The sequence below is a fragment of the Bradyrhizobium sp. SZCCHNPS1003 genome, from assembly GCF_032381555.1.
Lineage (GTDB): Bacteria > Pseudomonadota > Alphaproteobacteria > Rhizobiales > Xanthobacteraceae > Bradyrhizobium.
In genome coordinates, this window is the sequence record NZ_JAUHIU010000023.1 from 20600 (window position 1) to 40772 (window position 20173).

Below are 20173 nucleotides of genomic sequence, written 5' to 3' on the forward strand. Positions count from 1 at the left end.
CGTCGCTTGCGCTCCCCGCAATGACGGAAGGGACGACGGCGTGACCGAACGGGATCTGCATTTCTACGAACCGAAGAACGGCCACGGCCTCCGCCACGATCCCTTCAATGCCATCGTCGCCCCCCGTCCGATCGGCTGGATCTCGTCGCGCGATCCGGACGGTCACGTCAACCTTGCGCCGTACAGCTTTTTCAACGCCTTCAACTACACCCCGCCGATCATCGGATTCTCCTCGACGCAGTGGAAGGACTCGGTCGCCAACATCCAGGACACCGGCGAGTTCGTCTGGAACCTGGTGACGCGCGGCCTGGCCACGCAGATGAATGCGACCGCCGCGCATGTCGCGCGCGAGGTCGACGAGTTCAAGCTTGCGGGCGTGACGCCGGTGCCGTGCAAGTTCGTCAATGTGCCGCGCGTCGGCGAAAGCCCTGTCGCGTTCGAGTGCAAGGTGACGCAGATCATCCAGCTGCAGGGCGCCGACGGTGCCAAGGCGCAGGCCTGGCTGACGCTCGGCGAGGTGGTCGGCGTGCATATCGACAAGACGCTGATCAAGGACGGTGTCTATCAGACTGCGCTGGCGCATCCGATCGTCCGCGCCGGCCGTCGCGGCGACTATTTCGAGATCATGCAGGAGGCGATGTTCGAAATGGCGAGGCCCGACTGACGGCCTTGCTCGACGCCTCTTGAACGCTCCCGCAATTGGAGACCATCCGACGTGACCGAAGCGACCGTCCATGCCGCGCTGTCCGCGCCGACCGAGCCCCGCGGCGATCTCTGCATCCGCACCCTGGCGATGCCGGCCGATACCAATGCCAATGGCGACATCTTCGGCGGCTGGCTGCTCAGCCAGATGGATGTCGGCGGCGGCGTGTACGCCGCCAAGGTCGCGAAGTCGCGCACGGTGACGGTCGCGATCGAGGCGATGAACTTTCGCAAGGCGGTCTATGTCGGCGATCTCGTTTCGGTCTATGCGCATCTCGTCCGCGTCGGCCGCACCTCGATGACGGTGCGTCTCGAAGCCTGGGTGCTGCGCCGGAAGGAGGAGCAGCCGATCCTCGTCACCGACGGCAACTTCACCTACGTCTCGATCGACGACGACGGCCGGCCGCAGCCGATCCGGCGCGACGGGGCGACCACGGCCTGATCGCAATCTTGGTCTGCCGCCAAAATAACATCAGTTAATGCCCGGCATATGCCACTTGCTCGGCATAGGAACCGTGATCCGGCGGCGCGCGCTCATTCGAGCTCGCGTTTGCGGCGTCTGTGCCGATCAATCTCGCGCGATGTAGGCCTTGTCCACAGGGCAGGCGTGTTTACGATATTTGCAAGTTCTGGTTGCTTGGAGGCGCGATGCCGCGTCTCTGCCTCATTGCGCGCTTCGAGTGGCGCATCGGACGGGCATCGAGGTTGGTAGTCCGCTTCCGATCAACAAGGCCAAAAGGGCCAGCCGGAAAAAAATGCCGGCACAGGGAAATGGCGGGGCGCGGTGCGCGAACAGGGTGGGAGGAAGTCCATGTCGGACGTCGACGAGAAACTGATCTTGCAGGTCCTGAAGAAGCTGCAGCAGCGGCTTCTCCACGCCGAGCGCAGGATTTGCGTCTACGAGAATCAGCTCAGTGCGTTTCGTGAAGATCAAGTCGAGGTGTTGAAGGATCTGCGCACCATCTATCAGTTGCTCGGTCAGCATCACGACCGCATCGGCGGGGCCGATGCGTCGCTGCGCAGGCCGACGCTCGTCCCGAATGATCCACGCTGATTCGGCCGTGTCGTGACGGCGAAGGCGCGTGCAGCGCAGCCAACATAACATCCACACAATTTCCTGTTGGCATGCAGATCGGATAGCCGGGGGCTCCAGGACCGGAACGTTCGTCATAGAGCCCTGTTATACGCCCGGAATGAACGACGGGATTTCGCAATGTCCGACACCTATATCATCGAGGTCAGCTCCCAGGCGGCGGGGATCGTCGTCCGCGATCGTGGCGGCTTCCGCTTCTTCGCGGCGTCCCACCGTTTCAATGCCCTCGAGGGCCAGGTGTTTCGCAATGCCCGCGAAGCCGAACGCGCCGCGCTTCGGCTCGTGACCGGCGAGCTGAGCGCAGCCGCCTGAGCGAGCTTGGCGCACGCGGCCGCCGGCGCGCGTCAGCCGGACCGTGCCGCGCCGGACGTGCTCCGAGCCGGCGATTGCTGCGATGCGCCCAATGCTTCGCCGATTGACGCTTGACTCGATCAGCATCACCATGATGCAGCTTGTCCTGAAAGCTTGCCATGGCCGTCCTTTCCCAACGCCAGACCGACATCCTTAACATCGCCCGCGCCTCCGGCCGCGTCATGGTGGAGGATCTCGCGCGCCGCTTCGAAGTCTCGGCCCAGACCATCCGCAAGGACCTCAATGATCTGTGCGAGCAGCGCGCGCTGACGCGCATCCATGGCGGCGCCATCATCGCCTCCGGCGTCGAGAATCTCGCCTACGAGGCGCGGCGCTTCGTCGCTGCCGACGAGAAGAAGGCGATCGGCGCGGTCGCCGCCGCGCGGATTCCGAACGGCTCCTCGCTCTTCATCAACATCGGCACCACGACGGAGGAGGTGGCGAGCGCGCTGTCGTCGCACCAGGACCTGCTCGTCATCACCAACAATCTCAACGTCGCGATGCTGCTCTATCCGCATCCGCGCATCGAGGTGATCGTGGCCGGCGGCACGGTGCGGCGCTCGGATGGCGGCGTGATCGGATCGACGGCGACGCAGCTGATCGGCCAGTTCAAGGTCGACTACGCGATCATCGGCGCATCCGCGATCGACGAGGAGGGCGCGCTGCTCGACTTCGACTATCGCGAGGTGCAGGTCGCCCAGGCCATCATCGCCAATGCCCGCAGCGTGATGCTGGTCGCCGATTCCACCAAGCTTCATCGCAGCGCGCCGGTGCGCATCGCCCATCTCAGCCAGATCCAGACCTTCGTCACCGACCGGCCGCTGCCGGACGGACTGGCCAGCCTCTGCCATAGCCGCGGCATCGAGGTGGTCTCGGCGATGCCCGCCGCCGACGCCGACGACGCCGCGGAGGCAACCGAAACGGCGGGGTCCGCCGTGCTCCGCCGCGCCTGACGTTCCGCCACTCTCGCAGGCTCCTTGATCCCGGTTTGGGCAGGTTTTGCCCAATCGCGGCCCAACATGCGAATTTCGATTTGCTTTCACTTTCGTTTGTGTTTAACTCGAAACCGAAAGTGAAATCGCCACAGTCAAGGCGATTGCCCGGGGGATGCGTCTGTTGGAGCGGATCTACGACCTCGCCATTATCGGAGGCGGCGTGAACGGTTGCGGCATCGCGCGCGATGCGGCCGGACGCGGAAATTCCGTTTTCCTTTGTGAAATGAACGATCTGGCGAGCGGAACCTCGTCCTGGTCCACCAAGCTCGTGCATGGCGGCCTGCGCTATCTCGAATATTACGAGTTCCGGCTGGTCCGCGAGGCGCTGATCGAGCGCGAAATCCTGTGGCAGATCGCGCCCCACATCATCCGCCCGTTGCGTTTCGTGCTACCGCATCATTCCGGCCTGCGCCCGGCCTGGCTGCTGCGCCTCGGCCTGTTCCTTTATGATCATCTCGGCGGCCGCAAGCTGCTGCCGCCGACGCGGTCGGTGAACCTGCGCAGCGACGAGGTCGGCCGCCCCTTGATCCCCGGGCGCTACAGCAAGGGCTTCGAATATTCCGACTGCTTCGTCGACGATGCGCGTCTGGTCGTGCTGACCGCGCGCGATGCCGTCGATCGCGGCGCCGTCATCCGCACCCGCACGCGCGCGATCGAAATCCGGCAGGATGGCAGCCATTGGCTGGTCACCACCGAGAACACGCAGACCGGCGAGCGCGAGACCATCAAGGCGCGCGCGCTGGTCAATGCCGCCGGTCCCTGGGTCGAGCAGGTGCTGGCGACCGGCGCCGGCGTCAATGCGAAAGCGAAAGTGCGGCTGGTGCAGGGGTCGCACATCGTGGTGCGCAAGCTCTATGACCACGACCGCGCCTACATCTTCCAGAACGCCGACGGCCGCATCATCTTCGCCATTCCCTATCAGCAGGATTTCACGCTGATCGGCACCACCGATCGCGACTATCAGGGCGATCCGGCCAAGGTGAAGGCGACCGACGAGGAGATCGCCTATCTCTGCGCCGCGCTCGGCGAATATCTCGCCAAGCCGGTGACGCCGGCCGACGTGGTCTGGAGCTATTCCGGCGTGCGTCCGCTCTATGACGATGGCGCCAGCGAGGCCAAGGCGGCGACCCGCGACTACGTGTTCGAGCTCGATACGCCCGGCGGCTTGCCGCTGCTGTCGATCTATGGCGGCAAGATCACCACCTACCGGCGCCTGTCGGAAGAGGCGCTGGAGCGTCTCGCCCCCTATGTGAAAGGTGGCAAGGCGGAGGAGGGGTGGACCGGCAAGGCGCCGCTGCCCGGCGGCGACATGAAGGTTTCGGCCGTTGCGCCGTTGATTGCGGATCTCCGCAAGACCTATCCGTTCCTGTCGGATGCACATGCGAAGCGGATCGCCCATGCCTATGGCACGCGGGCTGCGGCCATGCTCGCCGGTGCGACATCTTTGGCCGATCTCGGCCAGGATTTCGGTGGCACCTTGACGGAGCGTGAAGTCAGGTACCTGATGACGAACGAGTGGGCGTTGACGGCCGAGGACATCGTGTGGCGTCGATCGAAGCTGGGGTTGCGGATGTCGGCGGCTGAGATCGCCGCGCTCGATGCGTGGATCACAGCCAATCGCGAGCGCTCCGCCGTGCCGGCGCGTGAGGCGGGAGGGCGCGCATGAGCGTCACGCTCGATCACGTCTCCCGAATCGTCGACGGCGTGACCACCATTCGCGACGTCTCGCTGACGTTGCAGCGCGGCACGCTGAGCGTGCTGCTCGGGCCAACGCTGTCCGGCAAGACCTCGATCATGCGACTGCTCGCCGGCCTCGACCGGCCGACCACGGGGCGGGTGCTGGTCGACGGCAAGGACGTCACCGGCGCCGACGTGCGGCAGCGCTCGGTCGCGATGGTCTATCAGCAGTTCATCAACTATCCCTCGCTCTCGGTCTATGAGAACATCGCCTCGCCGCTGCGCGTGCAAGGCAAGTCGCGCCAGGAGATCGAGAAGCGCGTGGCGGAAGCCGCCCGGCTGCTGCGGCTCGAGCCCTATCTGAAGCGCACGCCGCTGCAGCTCTCCGGCGGCCAGCAGCAGCGCACGGCGATTGCGCGCGCACTGGTGAAGGGGGCGGACCTCGTGCTGCTGGACGAGCCGCTCGCCAATCTCGACTACAAGCTGCGCGAGGAACTGCGGACCGAGCTGCCGCGCATCTTCGAGGCCTCGGGCGCGATCTTCGTCTACGCCACCACCGAGCCGTCGGAGGCGCTGCTGCTCGGTGGCCGCACCATCTGCATGTGGGAAGGGCAGGCGCTACAGGCCGGCGATACCGCGGCCGTGTATCGCCGACCCGACACCTTACGTGTCGGCCAGGTATTCTCGGATCCGCCGATGAACACGGTCGAGATCCAGAAGCGCGGCGAGAGCGTGGAGTATGCCGGCGGGGTCAAGGCGCCGGCGGTCGGCCTCTATGCTGATCTGCCCGATGGCGCCTACCGCGTCGGCTTCCGCCCGCATCAACTCGGGCTTGGCAAAGGCGACGGCAGCCACGGCCGCCATGCCTTTCCTGCGACCGTCTCGGTCACCGAGATCACGGGATCGGAGAGCTTCGTGCATCTGACGCGCGACGGCATGAACTGGGTCTCCGTGCTGCACGGCGTCCATGAATACGAGCCCGGCGAGATCCTCGACGCGGTGCTCGATCCGTCCAATGTGTTCGTGTTCGACGCCGGCGACCGCCTGGTCGCCGCGCCGGCGATCTGAGGGAGATGCCGCATGGCCCGCATTGACCTCGTCGATCTCGCCCACGCCTACAACGGCAACAGCGGCGATATCGAGAGCTACGCGCTGAAGCCGGTGACGATGACCTGGCGCCAGGGCGGCGCCTATGCGCTGCTCGGCCCGTCCGGCTGCGGCAAGACCACGCTGCTCAACCTGATCTCCGGCATCCTGACGCCCTCGCACGGCAAGATCCTGTTCGACGGCACCGACATCACCAAAGCCTCGACCCGCGAACGCAATATCGCGCAGGTGTTCCAGTTTCCGGTCATCTACGACACGATGACGGTCGGCGAAAATCTCGCTTTTCCCCTCAAGAACCGCGGCGTGCCGAAAGCCGCGATCGACAAGCGCGTCGCCGAGATCGCGCGGCTGCTCGACCTCACGCCGGACCTCAACCGCAAGGCGACGCGGCTCACGGCCGACGCCAAGCAGAAGATCTCGCTCGGCCGCGGCCTGGTGCGCTCCGACGTCGCCGCCGTCTTGTTCGACGAGCCGCTGACCGTGATCGATCCAGAGTTGAAATGGCAACTACGCTCAAAGCTGAAGGCGCTGCATCGCGAACTCGACCTGACGATGATCTACGTCACCCACGACCAGACCGAGGCGCTGACCTTCGCCGACACCGTCGTCGTCATGCATGACGGCCGCGTCGTGCAGAGTGGCACGCCCGCTGAGCTGTTCGACAAGCCGGCGCATACCTTCGTCGGCTACTTCATCGGCTCGCCTGGCATGAACATCCTCTCGGCCGAGGTGAAGGGCCGCGAGGCCCGCATCGACGGTCACACCCTGACGCTGGCGCGCAGCTACGACGCGCTGCCGGCCGGAGCCAAGATCGAGATCGGCGTCCGTCCGGAATTCGTCGATGTCGCTCAGCCCGGGCCCGGCCTGCTCGATGCCAATATCGAGCGCGTCGACGATCTTGGCCGCATCCGCTTCGCGCGCGTCCGTGTCGGCGACGTCAAGTTCGCCGCGCGACTGCCGGCCGGCTTCTCGCCGCAGGGCTCGGCGATCGGGCTGAAGTTCGATCCAGCCTATGTCCACGTCTATGCCGACAGCCGTCTCGTCGAGGGAGCCTGAGTGATGGACAAGACCATCAACAACAAGGCCTGGTTCCTGGTGCTGCCGGTGTTCCTGCTGGTGGCGTTCTCCGCCGTGCTGCCGCTGATGACGGTGGTGAACTATTCGATGCAGGACACGTTCGGCAACAACCAGTTCTTCTGGAACGGTGTCGGCTGGTTCAAGGAGCTGCTCGATCCCTCGACCGATCTCGGCGGCCGCTTCCTCGCCTCGCTCGGGCGCAACCTGATCTTCTCGCTCGCGATCCTGGCCATCGAGGTGCCGCTCGGCATCGTCGTGGCGCTGTCGATGCCGCGGGGCGGATGGACCGTGGCCTTCTGCCTCGTCGTGCTGGCGCTGCCGCTCTTGATTCCGTGGAACGTGGTCGGCACCATCTGGCAGATTTTCGGCCGGCCCGACATCGGCCTGCTTGGCTATGCGTTGACGAGCGTAGGCATCGACTACAATTACGTGTCCAACGATCTCGATGCCTGGGCCACCGTCATCGTCATGGACGTGTGGCACTGGACCAGCCTGGTGGCGCTGCTGTGCTATGCCGGCCTGAAGTCGATCCCCGACGCCTATTATCAGGCTGCGCAGATCGACGGCGCCTCGCGCTGGGCGGTGTTCACCGCGATCCAGCTGCCCAAGATGCACCGCGTGCTGCTGATTGCCGTGCTGCTGCGCTTCATGGACAGCTTCATGATCTATACCGAGCCGTTCGTGGTCACCGGCGGCGGACCGGGCAACTCCACCACCTTCATCTCGATCGAGCTCGTCAAGATCGCGCTCGGCCAGTTCGACCTCGGCAAGGCGGCGGCGCTGTCGCTGGTCTACAATCTGATCATCCTGATCGTCTGCTGGGTGTTCTACACCATCATGACCAATGCCGGCGCCGAGCGCCGGCCGACGGAAGGGGGCGCGTGATGAATACGATTCCGGGCCGTCGGGTCATCATTTCGCTGTTCCTGGTGTTTCTGCTGTTGCCGATCTACTGGCTCGTCAACATGAGCTTCAAGACCAACACCGAGATCGTCACCACGATGACGTTGTGGCCGCATCAGCCGACGGTCGCGAATTACATGCGGATCTTCACCGACGAGAGCTGGTATTCCGGCTACATCAATTCGCTGAAATACGTGATCCTCAACACGGTGATCTCGATCCTGGTGGCGCTGCCGGCGGCCTACGCGTTCTCGCGCTACCGCTTTCTCGGCGACAAGCATTTGTTCTTCTGGCTGCTGTCCAACCGCATGGCGCCGGCCGCCGTCTACGCGCTGCCGTTCTTCAACCTCTATTCCGCGATCGGCCTGTTCGATACGCCCTGGGCGGTCGCGCTCGCGCATTGCATCTTCAACGTTCCGCTCGCGGTCTGGATCCTCGAGGGCTTCGTGTCCTCGGTGCCGCGTGAGATCGACGAGACCGCGTTCCTCGACGGTTATTCGTTCCCGCGCTTCTTCGTGAAGATCCTGGTGCCGCTGATCGCCAGCGGCATCGGCGTCGCCGCCTTCTTCTGCTTCATGTTCTCCTGGGTCGAGCTGCTGCTCGCGCGCACGCTGACCTCGGTCTATGCCAAGCCGATCTCGGCGGTGATGACCCGGACCGTGTCGGCGTCCGGCATGGATTGGGGCCTGCTCGCGGCTGCCGGCGTGCTGACCATCATCCCGGGCGCGCTCGTCATCTGGTTCGTCCGCAACTACATCGCGCGCGGCTTCGCGCTGGGGCGGGTGTGATGATGCAGACGATCCGCGACGGCCTCCGCTCCACCTCCCCCGCTTGCGGCGGAGGTCGCATCGCATCGTCAGATGCGATGCGGGTAGGGGCATCTCTCCTCTTGGGCAGTCGGACTCGCGGCGCCCCCACCCCAACCCTCCCCCGCAAGCGGGGGAGGGGGTCCATTATCGCCTGGAGCTGATAGCCATGGACAGCATCGCATGGATGGCCTGGACTGCGCCGACGGCGATCTTCTTCGCCGCGCTGGCCTGCACCCTTGGCGTCATGACGCTACTCGCCGCGCGCTATCCCGAGGCCGAGCGCGTCGGCGTGCTGCGCATTCCGACCACACGCGGCGACCGGCTGTTCATCTCGCTGATCTCGGCTGCCGTCATTCATCTTGCATGGATCGGTCTGATCGGCACCGACACGATTGCGACCTTGCCGATCGGCGAGGAAGGGTTTGAGGTTTCGAGCCTGTGGCTCGCGACCGCAATTTCGCTTGCATCAGCCGTTGCGATCTTCCGCACCGTCTGACGCAGGTGAAAAGGGGCAGATCCGGGGGCAACCCGGACCTGGATACGTCTGTCGCTCAAGGAGGAAAGCATGCGACACTTGAAACCTAGGAAGCATCACCTGACCAAGGCGAGCTATCTCGCGATGACCAGCGCTGCCGCGCTGTTCGCCGCCACTATGACGCTGTCCGTGCCGGCACGTGCGGACGACGCCACGATCCAGAAGTGGATCGACAGCGAATTCCAGCCTTCGACCCTGTCGAAGGAAGAGCAGAAGAAGGAGCTCGAGTGGTTCGCCAAGGCCGCCGAGCCCTTCAAGGGCATGGAGATCAACGTCGTCTCCGAGACCATCACCACCCACGAGTACGAGGCCAAGACTCTGGCCAAGGCCTTCAGCGAGATCACCGGCATCAAGCTGAAGCACGACCTGATCCAGGAAGGCGACGTCGTCGAGAAGCTGCAGACCCAGATGCAGTCCGGCAAGAACGTCTATGACGGCTGGATCAACGACTCCGACCTGATCGGCACCCACTTCCGCTACGGCCAGACGATCGCGCTGTCGGACTACATGAAGGGCGAGGGCAAGGACGTCACCGATCCGATGCTCGACGTCAACGACTTCATCGGCAAGTCGTTCACGACCGCGCCGGACGGCAAGCTCTATCAGCTGCCCGACCAGCAGTTCGCCAACCTGTATTGGTTCCGCTACGACTGGTTCACCAACCCGGACTACAAGGCCAAGTTCAAGGCCAAATATGGCTACGACCTCGGCGTGCCCGTGAACTGGTCGGCCTACGAGGACATCGCCGAGTTCTTCACCAACGACATCAAGGAGATCAACGGCGTCAAGGTCTATGGCCACATGGACTATGGCAAGAAGGATCCCTCGCTCGGCTGGCGCTTCACCGACGCCTGGTTGTCGATGGCCGGCAACGGCGACAAGGGCATCCCGAACGGCCTGCCGGTCGACGAATGGGGCATCCGCATGGAAGGCTGCCGTCCGGTCGGCTCGTCGATCGAGCGCGGCGGCGACACCAACGGCCCGGCGGCGGTCTACTCGATCACCAAATATCTCGACTGGATGAAGAAGTACGCGCCGCCGCAGGCGCAGGGCATGACCTTCTCCGAGGCTGGCCCGGTGCCCGCGCAGGGCAACGTCGCCCAGCAGATCTTCTGGTATACCGCCTTCACCGCCGACATGGTGAAGCCGGGTCTGCCAGTCGTGAACGCTGACGGCACGCCGAAGTGGCGCATGGCTCCGTCGCCGCACGGCGCCTACTGGAAGGAAGGCATGAAGCTCGGCTATCAGGACGCGGGCTCGCTCACGCTGCTGAAGTCGACCCCGCCGGATCGCCGCAAGGCCGCCTGGCTGTACCTGCAGTTCATCGTCTCCAAGACGGTCAGCTTGAAGAAGAGCCATGTCGGTCTCACCTTCATCCGTGAATCCGACATCTGGGACAAGTCGTTCACCGAGCGTGCGCCGAAGCTCGGCGGCCTCGTCGAGTTCTACCGCTCGCCCGCGCGCGTGCAGTGGACCCCGACCGGCAACAACGTGCCCGACTATCCGAAGCTGGCGCAACTGTGGTGGCAGAACATCGGCGATGCGTCGTCCGGTGCGAAGACGCCGCAGGCCGCGATGGATGCGCTCGCAGCCGCCCAGGACTCCGTCCTCGAGCGTCTCGAGAAATCCAAGGTCCAGGGCGAATGCGGTCCGAAGCTGAACAAGAAGGAATCGGCCGAGTTCTGGTTCAACAAGTCGGCCAAGGACGGCAACATCGCTCCGCAGCGCAAGCTCGCGAACGAGAAGCCGAAGGGCGAGACGATCGACTACGACACCCTGATCAAGTCGTGGCCGGCGACCCCGCCGAAGCGCGCAGAGGCGAAGTGAGCCCACGCTCTGAAGTCGTCGTCCGGCTCGACCGGCAATCCCATCACGAAGGCCGGGAGCAATCCCGGCCTTTTCTTTTGGCCCAGAGGTGAGGGGCTTCCCGTTCCATTCGGGAATTATTCCCGGGTCGCATAGGACAACTTCCACGCAGCAAATGCCTTGAAGCCGGTGGGGACAGGCGGCACTCTTTGACGATCGGGATTGTCGCGATCTTCGCCGTGACTTTGCCCCAACGACACGAAACAACAAGGCCTCGACACGATCCGGCATGGCCCCATGCGATCCACGCCGGGATCGTGATCACCAACCACGGGGCCACCGAGGGAGTACGGCCATGGATCAGGCGCACATCGCCAATATCGCGAGCACGCTGCCGGAGGCGTTGTCGCCCTGGACCATGTTCATGCAGGCCGACATCGTCGTGAAGGCGGTGATGATCGGGCTGGCGCTGGCTTCAGTCGCAACCTGGACCGTTCTGGTGGTGAAGACGATCCAACTCCGCGCGGCACTGCGTACCTCGCGCAGCGCGCTCGGCATCGCGATGGCCGCGCGCGCGCTGTCGGATGCGACGGGACGCATTTCCGCCGACGACGGTGTGGTCGGCCGGCTGCTGGCCGTCGCCGATGACGAAATCGACAAGTCGCGTGGCCTCCCCGCCGATGGCATCAAGGAGCGTGTCTCCTGGCAGTTCGAGCGGATCGAGGCGGCGGCGGTGGCGCGCATCGGCCGCGGCATCGGCATTCTCGCCACGGTCGGCGCGGTCGGGCCGTTCGTCGGCCTGTTCGGCACCGTCTGGGGCATCATGAACAGCTTCATCGGCATCTCGCATGCCCATACGACCAACCTCGCGGTGGTGGCGCCGGGCATTGCGGAAGCGCTGCTCGCGACCGCCTTCGGCCTCGCCGCCGCGATTCCCGCGGTCGTGATCTACAACCTGTTCGCGCGCGCCACCGGCGGCTATCGCGCCGTCATCGCCGATGCATCGGTGGCGGTCATGCGCCTGCTCAGCCGTGATCTCGACCGGCAGCACGCGGGGCCCGCCGAAACGCGGCGCAGCGCCATCCGCGCCGTCGAGGCGCCGATGCTGTCGATCGCCAATCCGGCGGAGTGAGCCATGGCCGTCAAGCTTGCCCGACGCCCCGACGAATTCGAGGAGACGCACGACATCAACGTGACGCCGTTCATCGACGTCATGCTGGTGCTCTTGATCATCTTCATGGTCGCCGCGCCGCTCGCCACTGTCGACGTCCCGGTCAACCTGCCGGCGATCTCGGCCGAGCCGCAGCCGCGCGCGGAGACGCCGGTCTTCGTCACCTTCAAGGCCGACCGCTCGCTCGCCGTTGGCGACCAGAGCGTGGCGCAGCCCGACATCGCCGCCTCGCTCGATGCCGCCACCAAGTCCGATCACGAGCAGCGCGTGCTGCTGCGCGCCGATCAGACGCTGCCCTATGGCGAGGTGATGGCGCTGATGAACACGTTGCGCCGCGCCGGCTACACCAAGGTCGCGCTCGTCGCCCTGGAAGACCGGGGCGCGCAGTGAGCGTCCTCACGCTCGATCCGTTCGAATACGAGCAGCGGCGGGAGCGGACGCTGTGGACCATCGTCGCGCTGGTGGTGGGCGGGCTGCATGTCGGGCTCGCCGTCGGCTATCTGCTGCTGCGTCCCGCGCCGCAGGGACGTGCCCAGGCGCCGGCCTTCGACGTCGTGTTCACCCCGGCGGTGGTGAGCGAGCCGGCGCCGACGGCGCAGGATGCGCCGGCGTCCGAGCCGCCGCCGGTGGAGCCGCCGAAGGACGAGCCGGTGAAGGACGACCCGGTCGCGCGCGAGGCCGTCGCTGAGCCTGTCCCGCCGGCTCCCTCCGAGCCGGAGCCGCAGGTCATGGCGCAGCCGGAGCCGGTGCCGGATGTCATTCCCTCGCCGGAGCCCGCGCCAAAGGTCGCGCTCGCGCCCGAGCCGCCGCGTGCAGACGATGTCGTTTTGCCGCCGCCGCCGCCGCCACCGAAACCGATCGAGGCGATACCGCCGGAGCCGAAGCCCGTTCCCGTGCCCGAGCGTGTCGAGCGCAAGCCGGTGGAGAAGAAGGAGAGGGCCGAGAGGAAGCCGGCACCGCCGAAGCCGGCTGCGGCGCCGGCGGCCCGGCCTTCACGTGTCGCGTCGGCGCCCAATCCCGGCGAGGACAGCGTCGGGGCGCGCGAGGGCCAGGCCAGTTGGAACGCCGAGGTGGTGGCGCAGATCCGCCGCGCCGCAGCCTATCCCTCCGACGGCAATGGCGCGAGCGGCACCGTCATGCTGAACGTCGTGATCGATCGCAACGGACGGCTGCTGTCGCGACGGCTCGCTGGAAGCTCGGGCTCGCCGGCGCTGGACCGCGCGGCGATGGGCATCATCGAACGCGCCGCGCCGTTCCCGCGCTTTCCGCCGGCGATGGCTCAGGCGCAGGTCTCGCGCACGGTCCCCCTCCATCTGAGGCCGCGCTGAACGCGGCGCCATCCAGGGCGATATCGGTGCCGCCGCGTGCCGCTTATTTGCTGCACTCGGTCAGATCCGTATCGCGCACGACGAACTGCGCGCCTTCCTTGAGTTCGATGTTCTTGGCGACGCAGGTGCGGCCGCCCTTTTCGGACAGCTTGATGTCGTAGCGGCCGGACTTCACGCCGACCAGCGTCATGCGCTCATTGTGGTCGACCTCGCCCTCGTCGTCGTTCTTGCACTGGTCGGCGCCCCAGGTTTTGGTGCCGGCGGCCGCCAGGTACATTTTCACGATGGTCTGGCCGGTGCGATTGAGGAAGCGCGGGCCGTCCTCGGCGGACGCGGCGGAGCCGGCCAGCATGAGAAGCGCGCAGGCGGTGACGAGGCGACGCATGACGAGTGTCCTTTTCTTATGATTGGTCATGGGATGAAGGCGCGGGGGGTCAGAAATCCTTGCCTATGCTGGTCTTGACGGCAAGGCCGCGCGAGGCGTTGGTCAGGCCGTAGCCGACGCCGAAGCTGAGCTCGAAGCCCTTGAAGCGGGTGTCGGCGACTGCGTAGAGCGTCTGCATCTGCTGATTCCAGGGCAGGATGTAGCCGAACGGTCCGAGATTGGAGAAGTGCTCGATACCGATGGTCCAGCGATCGCTGAGGCGCTTGACGAAGCGCACCGAGGGCTCGAAGGCCGAGCCGGCGCCGTCGATGCCGAAGGTCATGTTGGCGTTGAAGATGAGCTGATAGTCGTTGGGCAGGTTGACGCCGATGATCGGCGTGAACATCTGCGCCACCCGCGGCGTGGCCTCCTGCACGAAGCGCGGCGCGCCGGGCTGGCCGGCTCCGGCCTTGTTGGCGACCCACAGGTCCGGCGTCAGGCCGCCCTGCGGCGCCAGGATGGTGCGTGACACCAGGCCGAGGAAGACGGTGCGCTCAAGCCGGTCGCCCTGGATGAAGGTCTGGCGAATGGTGACGCCGCCGGACTGAAATGAATAGCCGGGCACGCCATTGTCCATCACGTTGCCAAGCGCCATCGGCACATTGGTGCGGGCAAAGGCGTAAGGCGAGGTCAACGCGATCTCGTACCATTCGGTCGGCGAGTAGCCGATCTCGGTCTCGCCGGTGACCGCACGCTGCGGCACGCGGCGTCCGCCGTTCTGTTGCGGATTGAAGGTTGTCAGATAGCCGAAGCGCTGTTCGACCTGGAAATGTCCGGGCGAGGCGGGGTCATTGCCCTGGATCTCCTCGGCCGCTGCACCGAACGGCGCGAGAACGAGAGCACCGGCAGCTATGTACAATCGCGATCGTCTACTCGCACTCCTGGCGATGCCGTTCGGCTGCATGTCCCCGCGCTCCCTTCAACTGATGAGCTAACGAGTCGGCGGGGCGAAAACATGCGGGCCTGTCGGCTGAAAGATGACGCGATCGGGAAACGATCAGTCGTTGAATGCCGCAATTGCTCCGGCCCTTCCTGTTTCGATGAGGAATAGGGATGTTTTGGCAAGTCGAACGGGACATTTTGACCGGGACAATATGGCGGCCATTTCGCGAGTGAATCTCAGGGCGGCGATGAATGTGGCGTGTTGCAAACACATTGAAGTCATAGAGCGAGGAAAACATGTGCTGCAGCATGCATTGCTGATCGCCGGATCAGCCAGAGCATGCATTGCTGATCGCCGGATCAGCCAGAGAATGGACACGCCCGTGCTTCACACACCCGGTCATCGTCGCCGCTTGTCCGCTCAGCCGATGCGGCTCGGACTGGTGCTCACACTCCTTCTGTCCACGCTGCTGCCGGATGGACGCGCCTTCGCGGAGGAGTCGCTGCGGGACCAGTTGGAAGCGTGGTGGAATCAAACCCAGGCCGGCAAGAGAGGTCAGGTTGGGCAAGTCCGACAGGCGTCATCGGGGAGCGGTGCCAGAACCGCAAGGCATGTCGCCAAGCGCGGACGCCACGTCGCCAATGCCCGGGCCGAGGCAGGAGGAGGTGTCTTCGACCACGATAGCGGTCCGCGTCGCGACCGTCCGGGGAGATATTTCCTGCACGGACCGAGGTTCTAGTCCCGACGCTCTTGCGGGAATTTCCCGGGCGTCGCGTTCTTGCACTTGCGAAATGACAAGGCCTCCCATAGGTCAAAGCGATGTGTGGCGCGTTGCCGGTGAACCGCCGACGCTCGCATACGTTGTTTTCGTGCCCTTCATCGCCGCCCCCCGGACGGCGGAGACAAAGGATCAATTCGATGAATTGGAAACTGATGATGACGGCCGCTGCCGTCGGCATGACAGCAATCGTCGGCACGTCGACGATCGCTGTCAGTGCACCGGCCCCTTCCAAGCTGCTGACCTCGATCGACCCCGACAAGGACGGCACCGCCGACATGAACGAGGTCCGCACGGCCGCCGGCGCGCTGTTCGATCGTCTCGATCGCGACCACGACGGCACGCTCGACGCCAAGGAGCTGCGCGGCCGCGTTTCGGCCAAGGATCTCAAGGCCGCTGATCCCGACAATGACGGCACGCTGACCAAGGACGAGTATCTCGCGCTGGTGGAAGGCCGCTTCAAGGCGGCCGATCCTGACCATGACGGCACGCTCGATTCCAAGGAGCTGAAGTCGGTGGCCAAGCTGCTGAAGTGAGACATTGGTCCGCACTGGACCGACGCGACACAGACATGAGCTCGAGGGCCTGTGATGGGAGACCGTCGCAGGCCCTCGTCTTTCAGGCGGATGCTCGTGGCGGGCCGGCAGGGAGGGCGATTGGCCCTCACATGCTTGGGCGGGACATTTCCACTGCGAGACGAACCAGGTCGGGCAGGCTGCGCGCCCCGAGCTTCTGTCGCAGCCGGTAGGTCAGGTTGATGACGGTCTTGTAGCTGATGCCGAGATGGTCGGCGATCGCCTGATAGGATTTCGCCTGAGCCAGCAGCGCAAGTGCCTGGCGCTCGCGCGGGGTCAATGCCGCGGTCGCCATGCCGTCCGGATCGGCGCGGAGCAGGGCGATGCGGGTGGCGAGCTGCGGGTCGAGATAGGTGCCGCCGGTTCGAACCTGTTCCAATGCCTTTGGCAGCTCGTGCGGCGGGGCGTCCTTGAGCAAATAGCCGTTGGCGCCGGCGTCGATCGCGGAGCGGACGATACGCGGATCGGCGTGCATGCTGAAGACCAGGATTCGGGCGCGGGGATCGTGCGACCGCATGCGTTCGATCAGACTGATTCCGCCGAGTTCCCGTCCCTGTAGACGCAGATCGACGATCGCGACGTCCGGCCGGTCGCGGATGTAGGCTTGGTACCCGCTGTCGGCATCGTGTGCCTCGGACAGCGAGCGGATCCCGGCTTCATTCAGCAGCCAGCGACAGGCCGTGATCACGACCGGGTGGTCATCGACGAGCAGAACGCGATACATCCGATGAAGGTCTTGCCCTTATGGCGCCGACGGCGCCGATGCTTCCTCTACCATGTGAGTTCCCTTGCAAACCAGGATCGGGTGCAACAGTGCGGCCGAGGCTGGGAGATAGCTCGGCGAATTGATCGCCACTTTCCGGATCCGGGAAGATTGTCCCTAGGTACCGAAGAATATTGCCCGTTGCGACGAACTGGAGGGCTGTTTACGAATGTTAACGTTCGTAAACAGGTAAATCGGCCGTTTCTGGTGCGGGTAAAGGCTCAGGGGCGTGGGCTGTTGCCGGAACCGGTCGACAAGAAACTGGGGGACGTCTTGACCAGACTGTCGGCGCTGAAGAGCGCGCTTCTCGCGACGTGTGCGTTGCTGCCTACGGCTGCGTTCGCGCAGCAAACCCTGCAGACCATCGAGGTGGTCGGCGTCTCGCCCGTTCAGGGCAGCGAGATCGCGAAGGACAAGATTCCTTCCAATGTCGAAACCATCGGGGCGCGGGAGCTCGACCACAGCCGCGCGCCGACGCTGCTCGACAGCATCCTGCAATCGGTGCCCGGGGTCTCCCTCAGCGACCAGACCGGGAACGCGTTCCAGCGCGACTTGAATTATCGCGGTCAGACCGCCTCACCCGTGCTCGGGACGCCGCAGGGCATCGCCGTCTACCAGAACGGCACCCGGATCAACGAGGCCTTCGGTGACGTCGTGAACTGGGACCTGATCCCGGAAATGGCGATTGCGCGCATGACGCTGATGCCGAACAATCCGCTGTTCGGCCTCAACGCCACCGGCGGGGCCATGTCGATCGAGATGAAGAACGGCTTCACCTACCAGGGCGGAGAAGCCCAGCTGTTCGGCGGATCGTTCGGCCGGGTCCAGTCGGGCGCGCAATACGGCTGGAACAACGGCACCTATTCGGCCTATATCGCGGCGGAGGGCGCCTATGACCGCGGCTGGCGCGACTACTCGTCGGCCTCGCAGATCCGGCGCATGTATACCGATTTCGGCGCGCGCGGCGACAATACCGAATTCCACCTGTCCTTCACCGGCGCCGACAACAAGCTCGGCTCGGTGGCCGCGACGCCGATCGAGATGTTGAACCAGCGCTGGTCCAGCGTCTATACTTGGCCGCAGTCGCTGCATCTGCAGATGCAGATGGTGCAGGCGAGCGCGAAGTGGACACCGACCGACACGCTGTCGATCCAGGCCAACGGCTACTACCGTAACTACAAGTCGGCGCGCGTCGACGGCAATGGCACCGAAGTGCAGGACGGCGGCGGCGTGTTCGTCCTTGAGGACGCCGCCGGGACCCCGTGGGACATCAACCGCAACGGCCCAACCGCCAACACGCTGGCCGCCGATGCGGCGCTCGGCCAGATCGACCGCAACACGGTCAAGACCGACAGCTATGGTGGCTCGCTGCAGGCGACCTCGACCACGCAGCTATTCGGTCATGACAACCATTTCGTCGTCGGCGCCAGCGTCGATCACGGCAACACCAACTTCCAGGCGACCTCCGAGCTCGGCACCCTCGACAACAACCTGTTCGTCACCGGCCTCGGCGTCTATATCGACCAGCCCAACGCCGGCCTTGCTCCGGTCAACCTGAATGCCAAGAACACCTATCTCGGCGTCTACGCGACCAACACCTTCGACATCACCTCGCAGCTGGCGCTGACGGCTGGCGGCCGCTTCAACTGGGCGCAGATCAACCTGCGCGACCAGACCGGCTTCGCGCCGCTCCTGAACAGCAACAACAACTTTCAGCGTTTCAACCCGGTGGTCGGCCTGACCTACAAGATCACGCCTGATATGACCGCTTATGCCGGCTACTCCGAAGCCAACCGCGCGCCGACGCCGCTCGAGCTAGGCTGCTCCGATCCGGCCAATCCCTGCCTGATCGACAACTTCCTGATCGCCGATCCGCCGCTCAAGCAGGTGGTGTCGCGCACGGTCGAAGGCGGCCTGCGCGGCGAGATCTCCGGCGGCCGCTCGGCCTACGCTGCCGACCTGCCGGCCTACCGCAAGGCGCCGATCAAATCGGTGGCGGTCGATGACGGCTGGCGGCTGCGCTGGGGCCTCAGCCTGTTCCGCACCGAGAATTCCGACGACATCCTGCAGGTGGTCGATCCGCTCAACCCGGTGCGCGGCTATTTCAAGAACGCCGGCACCACCCTGCGCCAGGGTGTCGAGGCCAAGGTCGACCTGGCCTGGAACCGGTGGACCGCCTACGCCAACTACACCTTCATCGACGCCACCTTCCGCAGCGCCTTCGACGTCAACGATCCGTTCCTCCGGGTGCCGGTCGGCGTCGTCTCCGGCAACCACATTCCCGGCATTCCGGCGCATCGCCTGAAGCTCGGAGCGGAATATGCCGTGACCGATGCCTGGAAGGTCGGGGCGAGCGTCAACTATGTCGGCAGCCAGTACCTGCTGCACGACGAGACCAACGTCTACCCGAAGGTCCCGGCCTACTGGGTCGTGAACGTCAACACATCTTATCAGGTGACCAAGAACGTCGAGGTGTTCGGCCTGATCCAGAACCTGTTCAATCAGCGCTATTATTCGGCAGGAACCGTGTTCGATCCGGCCGGCTTCAACACCGCCGGCGGCGGAACGGCGTTCGCGCTGAACGATCCGCGCAGCATGGTTCCGGGAATGCCGCTCGCGGCCTATGCCGGCATCCGGGCGAAGTTCTGAGCCTCAGGAGCGGACGACCAGCCACCATAGGCGCATCCGCGCCGTGCCACGGCAGCCCCCCACCGTGGCAAGAAGGCCGGGAGAAATCCCGGCCTTTTCATTTGTTGATCGGAGCCAGTAGGTGTCGGAACCGGGAGCGCGAGTTCATCTCTGCGCTGTCCTCCACGGTGGAGCGGTCCGCCGTCCTTGTCGTTAAAATTTCAGATCTGGCGGAAGAGTGGTGTTTCAAATGAAGCGGATGATGATAATTAGTCCGGGAGTTATGGGACTAATTCAGTTGTTAGTTTGACAATGTCCCGGGCGCTCCTAGAAACTTTCGCCTTGCTGGCTCCTGCCCACGTTTCGATACAATCGGTCATCAACAAGAAGCCGTGTATTGCGTACCGTGGGGCGTCAGGTGAAGTCAAAGAACAGAAAGCGCAGCGAGGCGGCTGCCGCAAGTTTCGTGTTGTTGTCGACGTGGATGGTTGCCGGCGAGGCAAGGGCCGAATGTACGACGCCAGGCGTCACCGTCGCCTGCAGCGGGACCATCAGCACGGCAATCACC

The 20173-nt window shown here is 64.8% G+C and carries 21 protein-coding genes; 17 read left to right on the forward strand and 4 right to left on the reverse strand.

The window, feature by feature from the left end:
* The first annotated feature begins 40 nt into the window (after positions 1 to 40).
* From QX126_RS29435 to QX126_RS29505, 15 genes are all read left to right on the forward strand, one after another.
* On the forward strand, positions 41 to 664 hold the full coding sequence (locus QX126_RS29435) for a flavin reductase family protein (RefSeq protein WP_315776111.1): 624 nt from the start codon (positions 41 to 43) through the stop codon (positions 662 to 664).
* 51 nt (positions 665 to 715) lie between these two features.
* Positions 716 to 1144: an acyl-CoA thioesterase gene (locus QX126_RS29440; RefSeq protein ID WP_315756980.1), complete on the forward strand. Its 429-nt coding sequence runs from the start codon at positions 716 to 718 to the stop codon at positions 1142 to 1144.
* A gap of 369 nt (positions 1145 to 1513) precedes the next feature.
* Positions 1514 to 1756, forward strand: a complete 243-nt coding sequence (locus tag QX126_RS29445; RefSeq protein ID WP_315738400.1) for a hypothetical protein — start codon at positions 1514 to 1516, stop codon at positions 1754 to 1756.
* Between the two features lie 159 nt (positions 1757 to 1915).
* Positions 1916 to 2107: a hypothetical protein gene (locus QX126_RS29450; RefSeq protein ID WP_315738399.1), complete on the forward strand. Its 192-nt coding sequence runs from the start codon at positions 1916 to 1918 to the stop codon at positions 2105 to 2107.
* A 158-nt stretch (positions 2108 to 2265) separates the two neighbouring features.
* Positions 2266 to 3099: a DeoR/GlpR family DNA-binding transcription regulator gene (locus QX126_RS29455; RefSeq protein ID WP_315773407.1), complete on the forward strand. Its 834-nt coding sequence runs from the start codon at positions 2266 to 2268 to the stop codon at positions 3097 to 3099.
* 154 nt (positions 3100 to 3253) lie between these two features.
* On the forward strand, positions 3254 to 4807 hold the full coding sequence (gene glpD / locus QX126_RS29460) for a glycerol-3-phosphate dehydrogenase (protein ID WP_315738397.1): 1554 nt from the start codon (positions 3254 to 3256) through the stop codon (positions 4805 to 4807).
* Positions 4804 to 5886, forward strand: coding sequence for an ABC transporter ATP-binding protein (locus QX126_RS29465; protein ID WP_315738396.1), 1083 nt, complete (start codon positions 4804 to 4806; stop codon positions 5884 to 5886). The genes glpD and QX126_RS29465 overlap by 4 nt, the downstream gene beginning before the upstream one ends.
* Before the next feature lie 12 nt (positions 5887 to 5898).
* Positions 5899 to 6981: an ABC transporter ATP-binding protein gene (locus QX126_RS29470; protein ID WP_315785629.1), complete on the forward strand. Its 1083-nt coding sequence runs from the start codon at positions 5899 to 5901 to the stop codon at positions 6979 to 6981.
* Between the two features lie 3 nt (positions 6982 to 6984).
* A complete protein-coding gene (locus QX126_RS29475) occupies positions 6985 to 7887 on the forward strand; it encodes a sugar ABC transporter permease (protein ID WP_315785630.1) in 903 nt (300 codons plus the stop codon).
* Positions 7887 to 8693: a carbohydrate ABC transporter permease gene (locus QX126_RS29480; protein WP_315785631.1), complete on the forward strand. Its 807-nt coding sequence runs from the start codon at positions 7887 to 7889 to the stop codon at positions 8691 to 8693. The genes QX126_RS29475 and QX126_RS29480 overlap by 1 nt, the downstream gene beginning before the upstream one ends.
* A 187-nt stretch (positions 8694 to 8880) precedes the next feature.
* Entirely contained in the window at positions 8881 to 9210 is a 330-nt protein-coding gene (locus tag QX126_RS29485; RefSeq protein ID WP_315785632.1) for a DUF2160 domain-containing protein, read from the forward strand.
* A gap of 123 nt (positions 9211 to 9333) precedes the next feature.
* Positions 9334 to 11076 (forward strand): ABC transporter substrate-binding protein, encoded by a 1743-nt coding sequence (locus tag QX126_RS29490; RefSeq protein ID WP_315785726.1) that lies wholly within the window; start codon positions 9334 to 9336, stop codon positions 11074 to 11076.
* A gap of 334 nt (positions 11077 to 11410) precedes the next feature.
* Positions 11411 to 12187 (forward strand): tonB-system energizer ExbB, encoded by a 777-nt coding sequence (gene exbB / locus QX126_RS29495; protein WP_315773416.1) that lies wholly within the window; start codon positions 11411 to 11413, stop codon positions 12185 to 12187.
* A gap of 3 nt (positions 12188 to 12190) precedes the next feature.
* Entirely contained in the window at positions 12191 to 12616 is a 426-nt protein-coding gene (gene exbD, locus QX126_RS29500) for a TonB system transport protein ExbD (RefSeq protein WP_315776114.1), read from the forward strand.
* The gene (locus QX126_RS29505; RefSeq protein ID WP_315785634.1) at positions 12613 to 13554 is read left to right on the forward strand and encodes a TonB family protein; all 942 of its coding nucleotides are present in this window, start codon (positions 12613 to 12615) and stop codon (positions 13552 to 13554) included. Before exbD ends, QX126_RS29505 begins: the two co-directional genes overlap by 4 nt.
* 43 nt (positions 13555 to 13597) lie before the next feature.
* Here the strand turns inward: QX126_RS29505 and QX126_RS29510 are convergent, their stop codons facing one another.
* Positions 13598 to 13939, reverse strand: coding sequence for a hypothetical protein (locus tag QX126_RS29510; RefSeq protein WP_315717331.1), 342 nt, complete (start codon positions 13937 to 13939; stop codon positions 13598 to 13600).
* Between the two features lie 49 nt (positions 13940 to 13988).
* On the reverse strand, positions 13989 to 14831 hold the full coding sequence (locus QX126_RS29515) for a hypothetical protein (protein ID WP_315776116.1): 843 nt from the start codon (positions 14829 to 14831) through the stop codon (positions 13989 to 13991).
* 987 nt (positions 14832 to 15818) lie between these two features.
* Between QX126_RS29515 and QX126_RS29520 the strand changes: the two genes are divergently transcribed.
* Entirely contained in the window at positions 15819 to 16175 is a 357-nt protein-coding gene (locus QX126_RS29520) for an EF-hand domain-containing protein (protein ID WP_315738719.1), read from the forward strand.
* Positions 16176 to 16302: 127 nt separating this feature from the next.
* Here QX126_RS29520 and QX126_RS29525 read toward each other — a convergent pair whose 3' ends face one another.
* Positions 16303 to 16938: a response regulator transcription factor gene (locus QX126_RS29525; protein WP_315776117.1), complete on the reverse strand. Its 636-nt coding sequence runs from the start codon at positions 16936 to 16938 to the stop codon at positions 16303 to 16305.
* Positions 16939 to 17250: 312 nt separating this feature from the next.
* On the opposite strand from QX126_RS29525, the gene QX126_RS29530 reads away from it, so the two are divergent.
* A complete protein-coding gene (locus tag QX126_RS29530) occupies positions 17251 to 19626 on the forward strand; it encodes a TonB-dependent receptor (protein WP_315785637.1) in 2376 nt (791 codons plus the stop codon).
* 393 nt (positions 19627 to 20019) lie between these two features.
* On the opposite strand, the gene QX126_RS29535 is transcribed toward QX126_RS29530, so the two are convergent.
* Positions 20020 to 20172 (reverse strand): hypothetical protein, encoded by a 153-nt coding sequence (locus QX126_RS29535; RefSeq protein ID WP_315738385.1) that lies wholly within the window; start codon positions 20170 to 20172, stop codon positions 20020 to 20022.
* Position 20173: the final 1 nt, after the last annotated feature.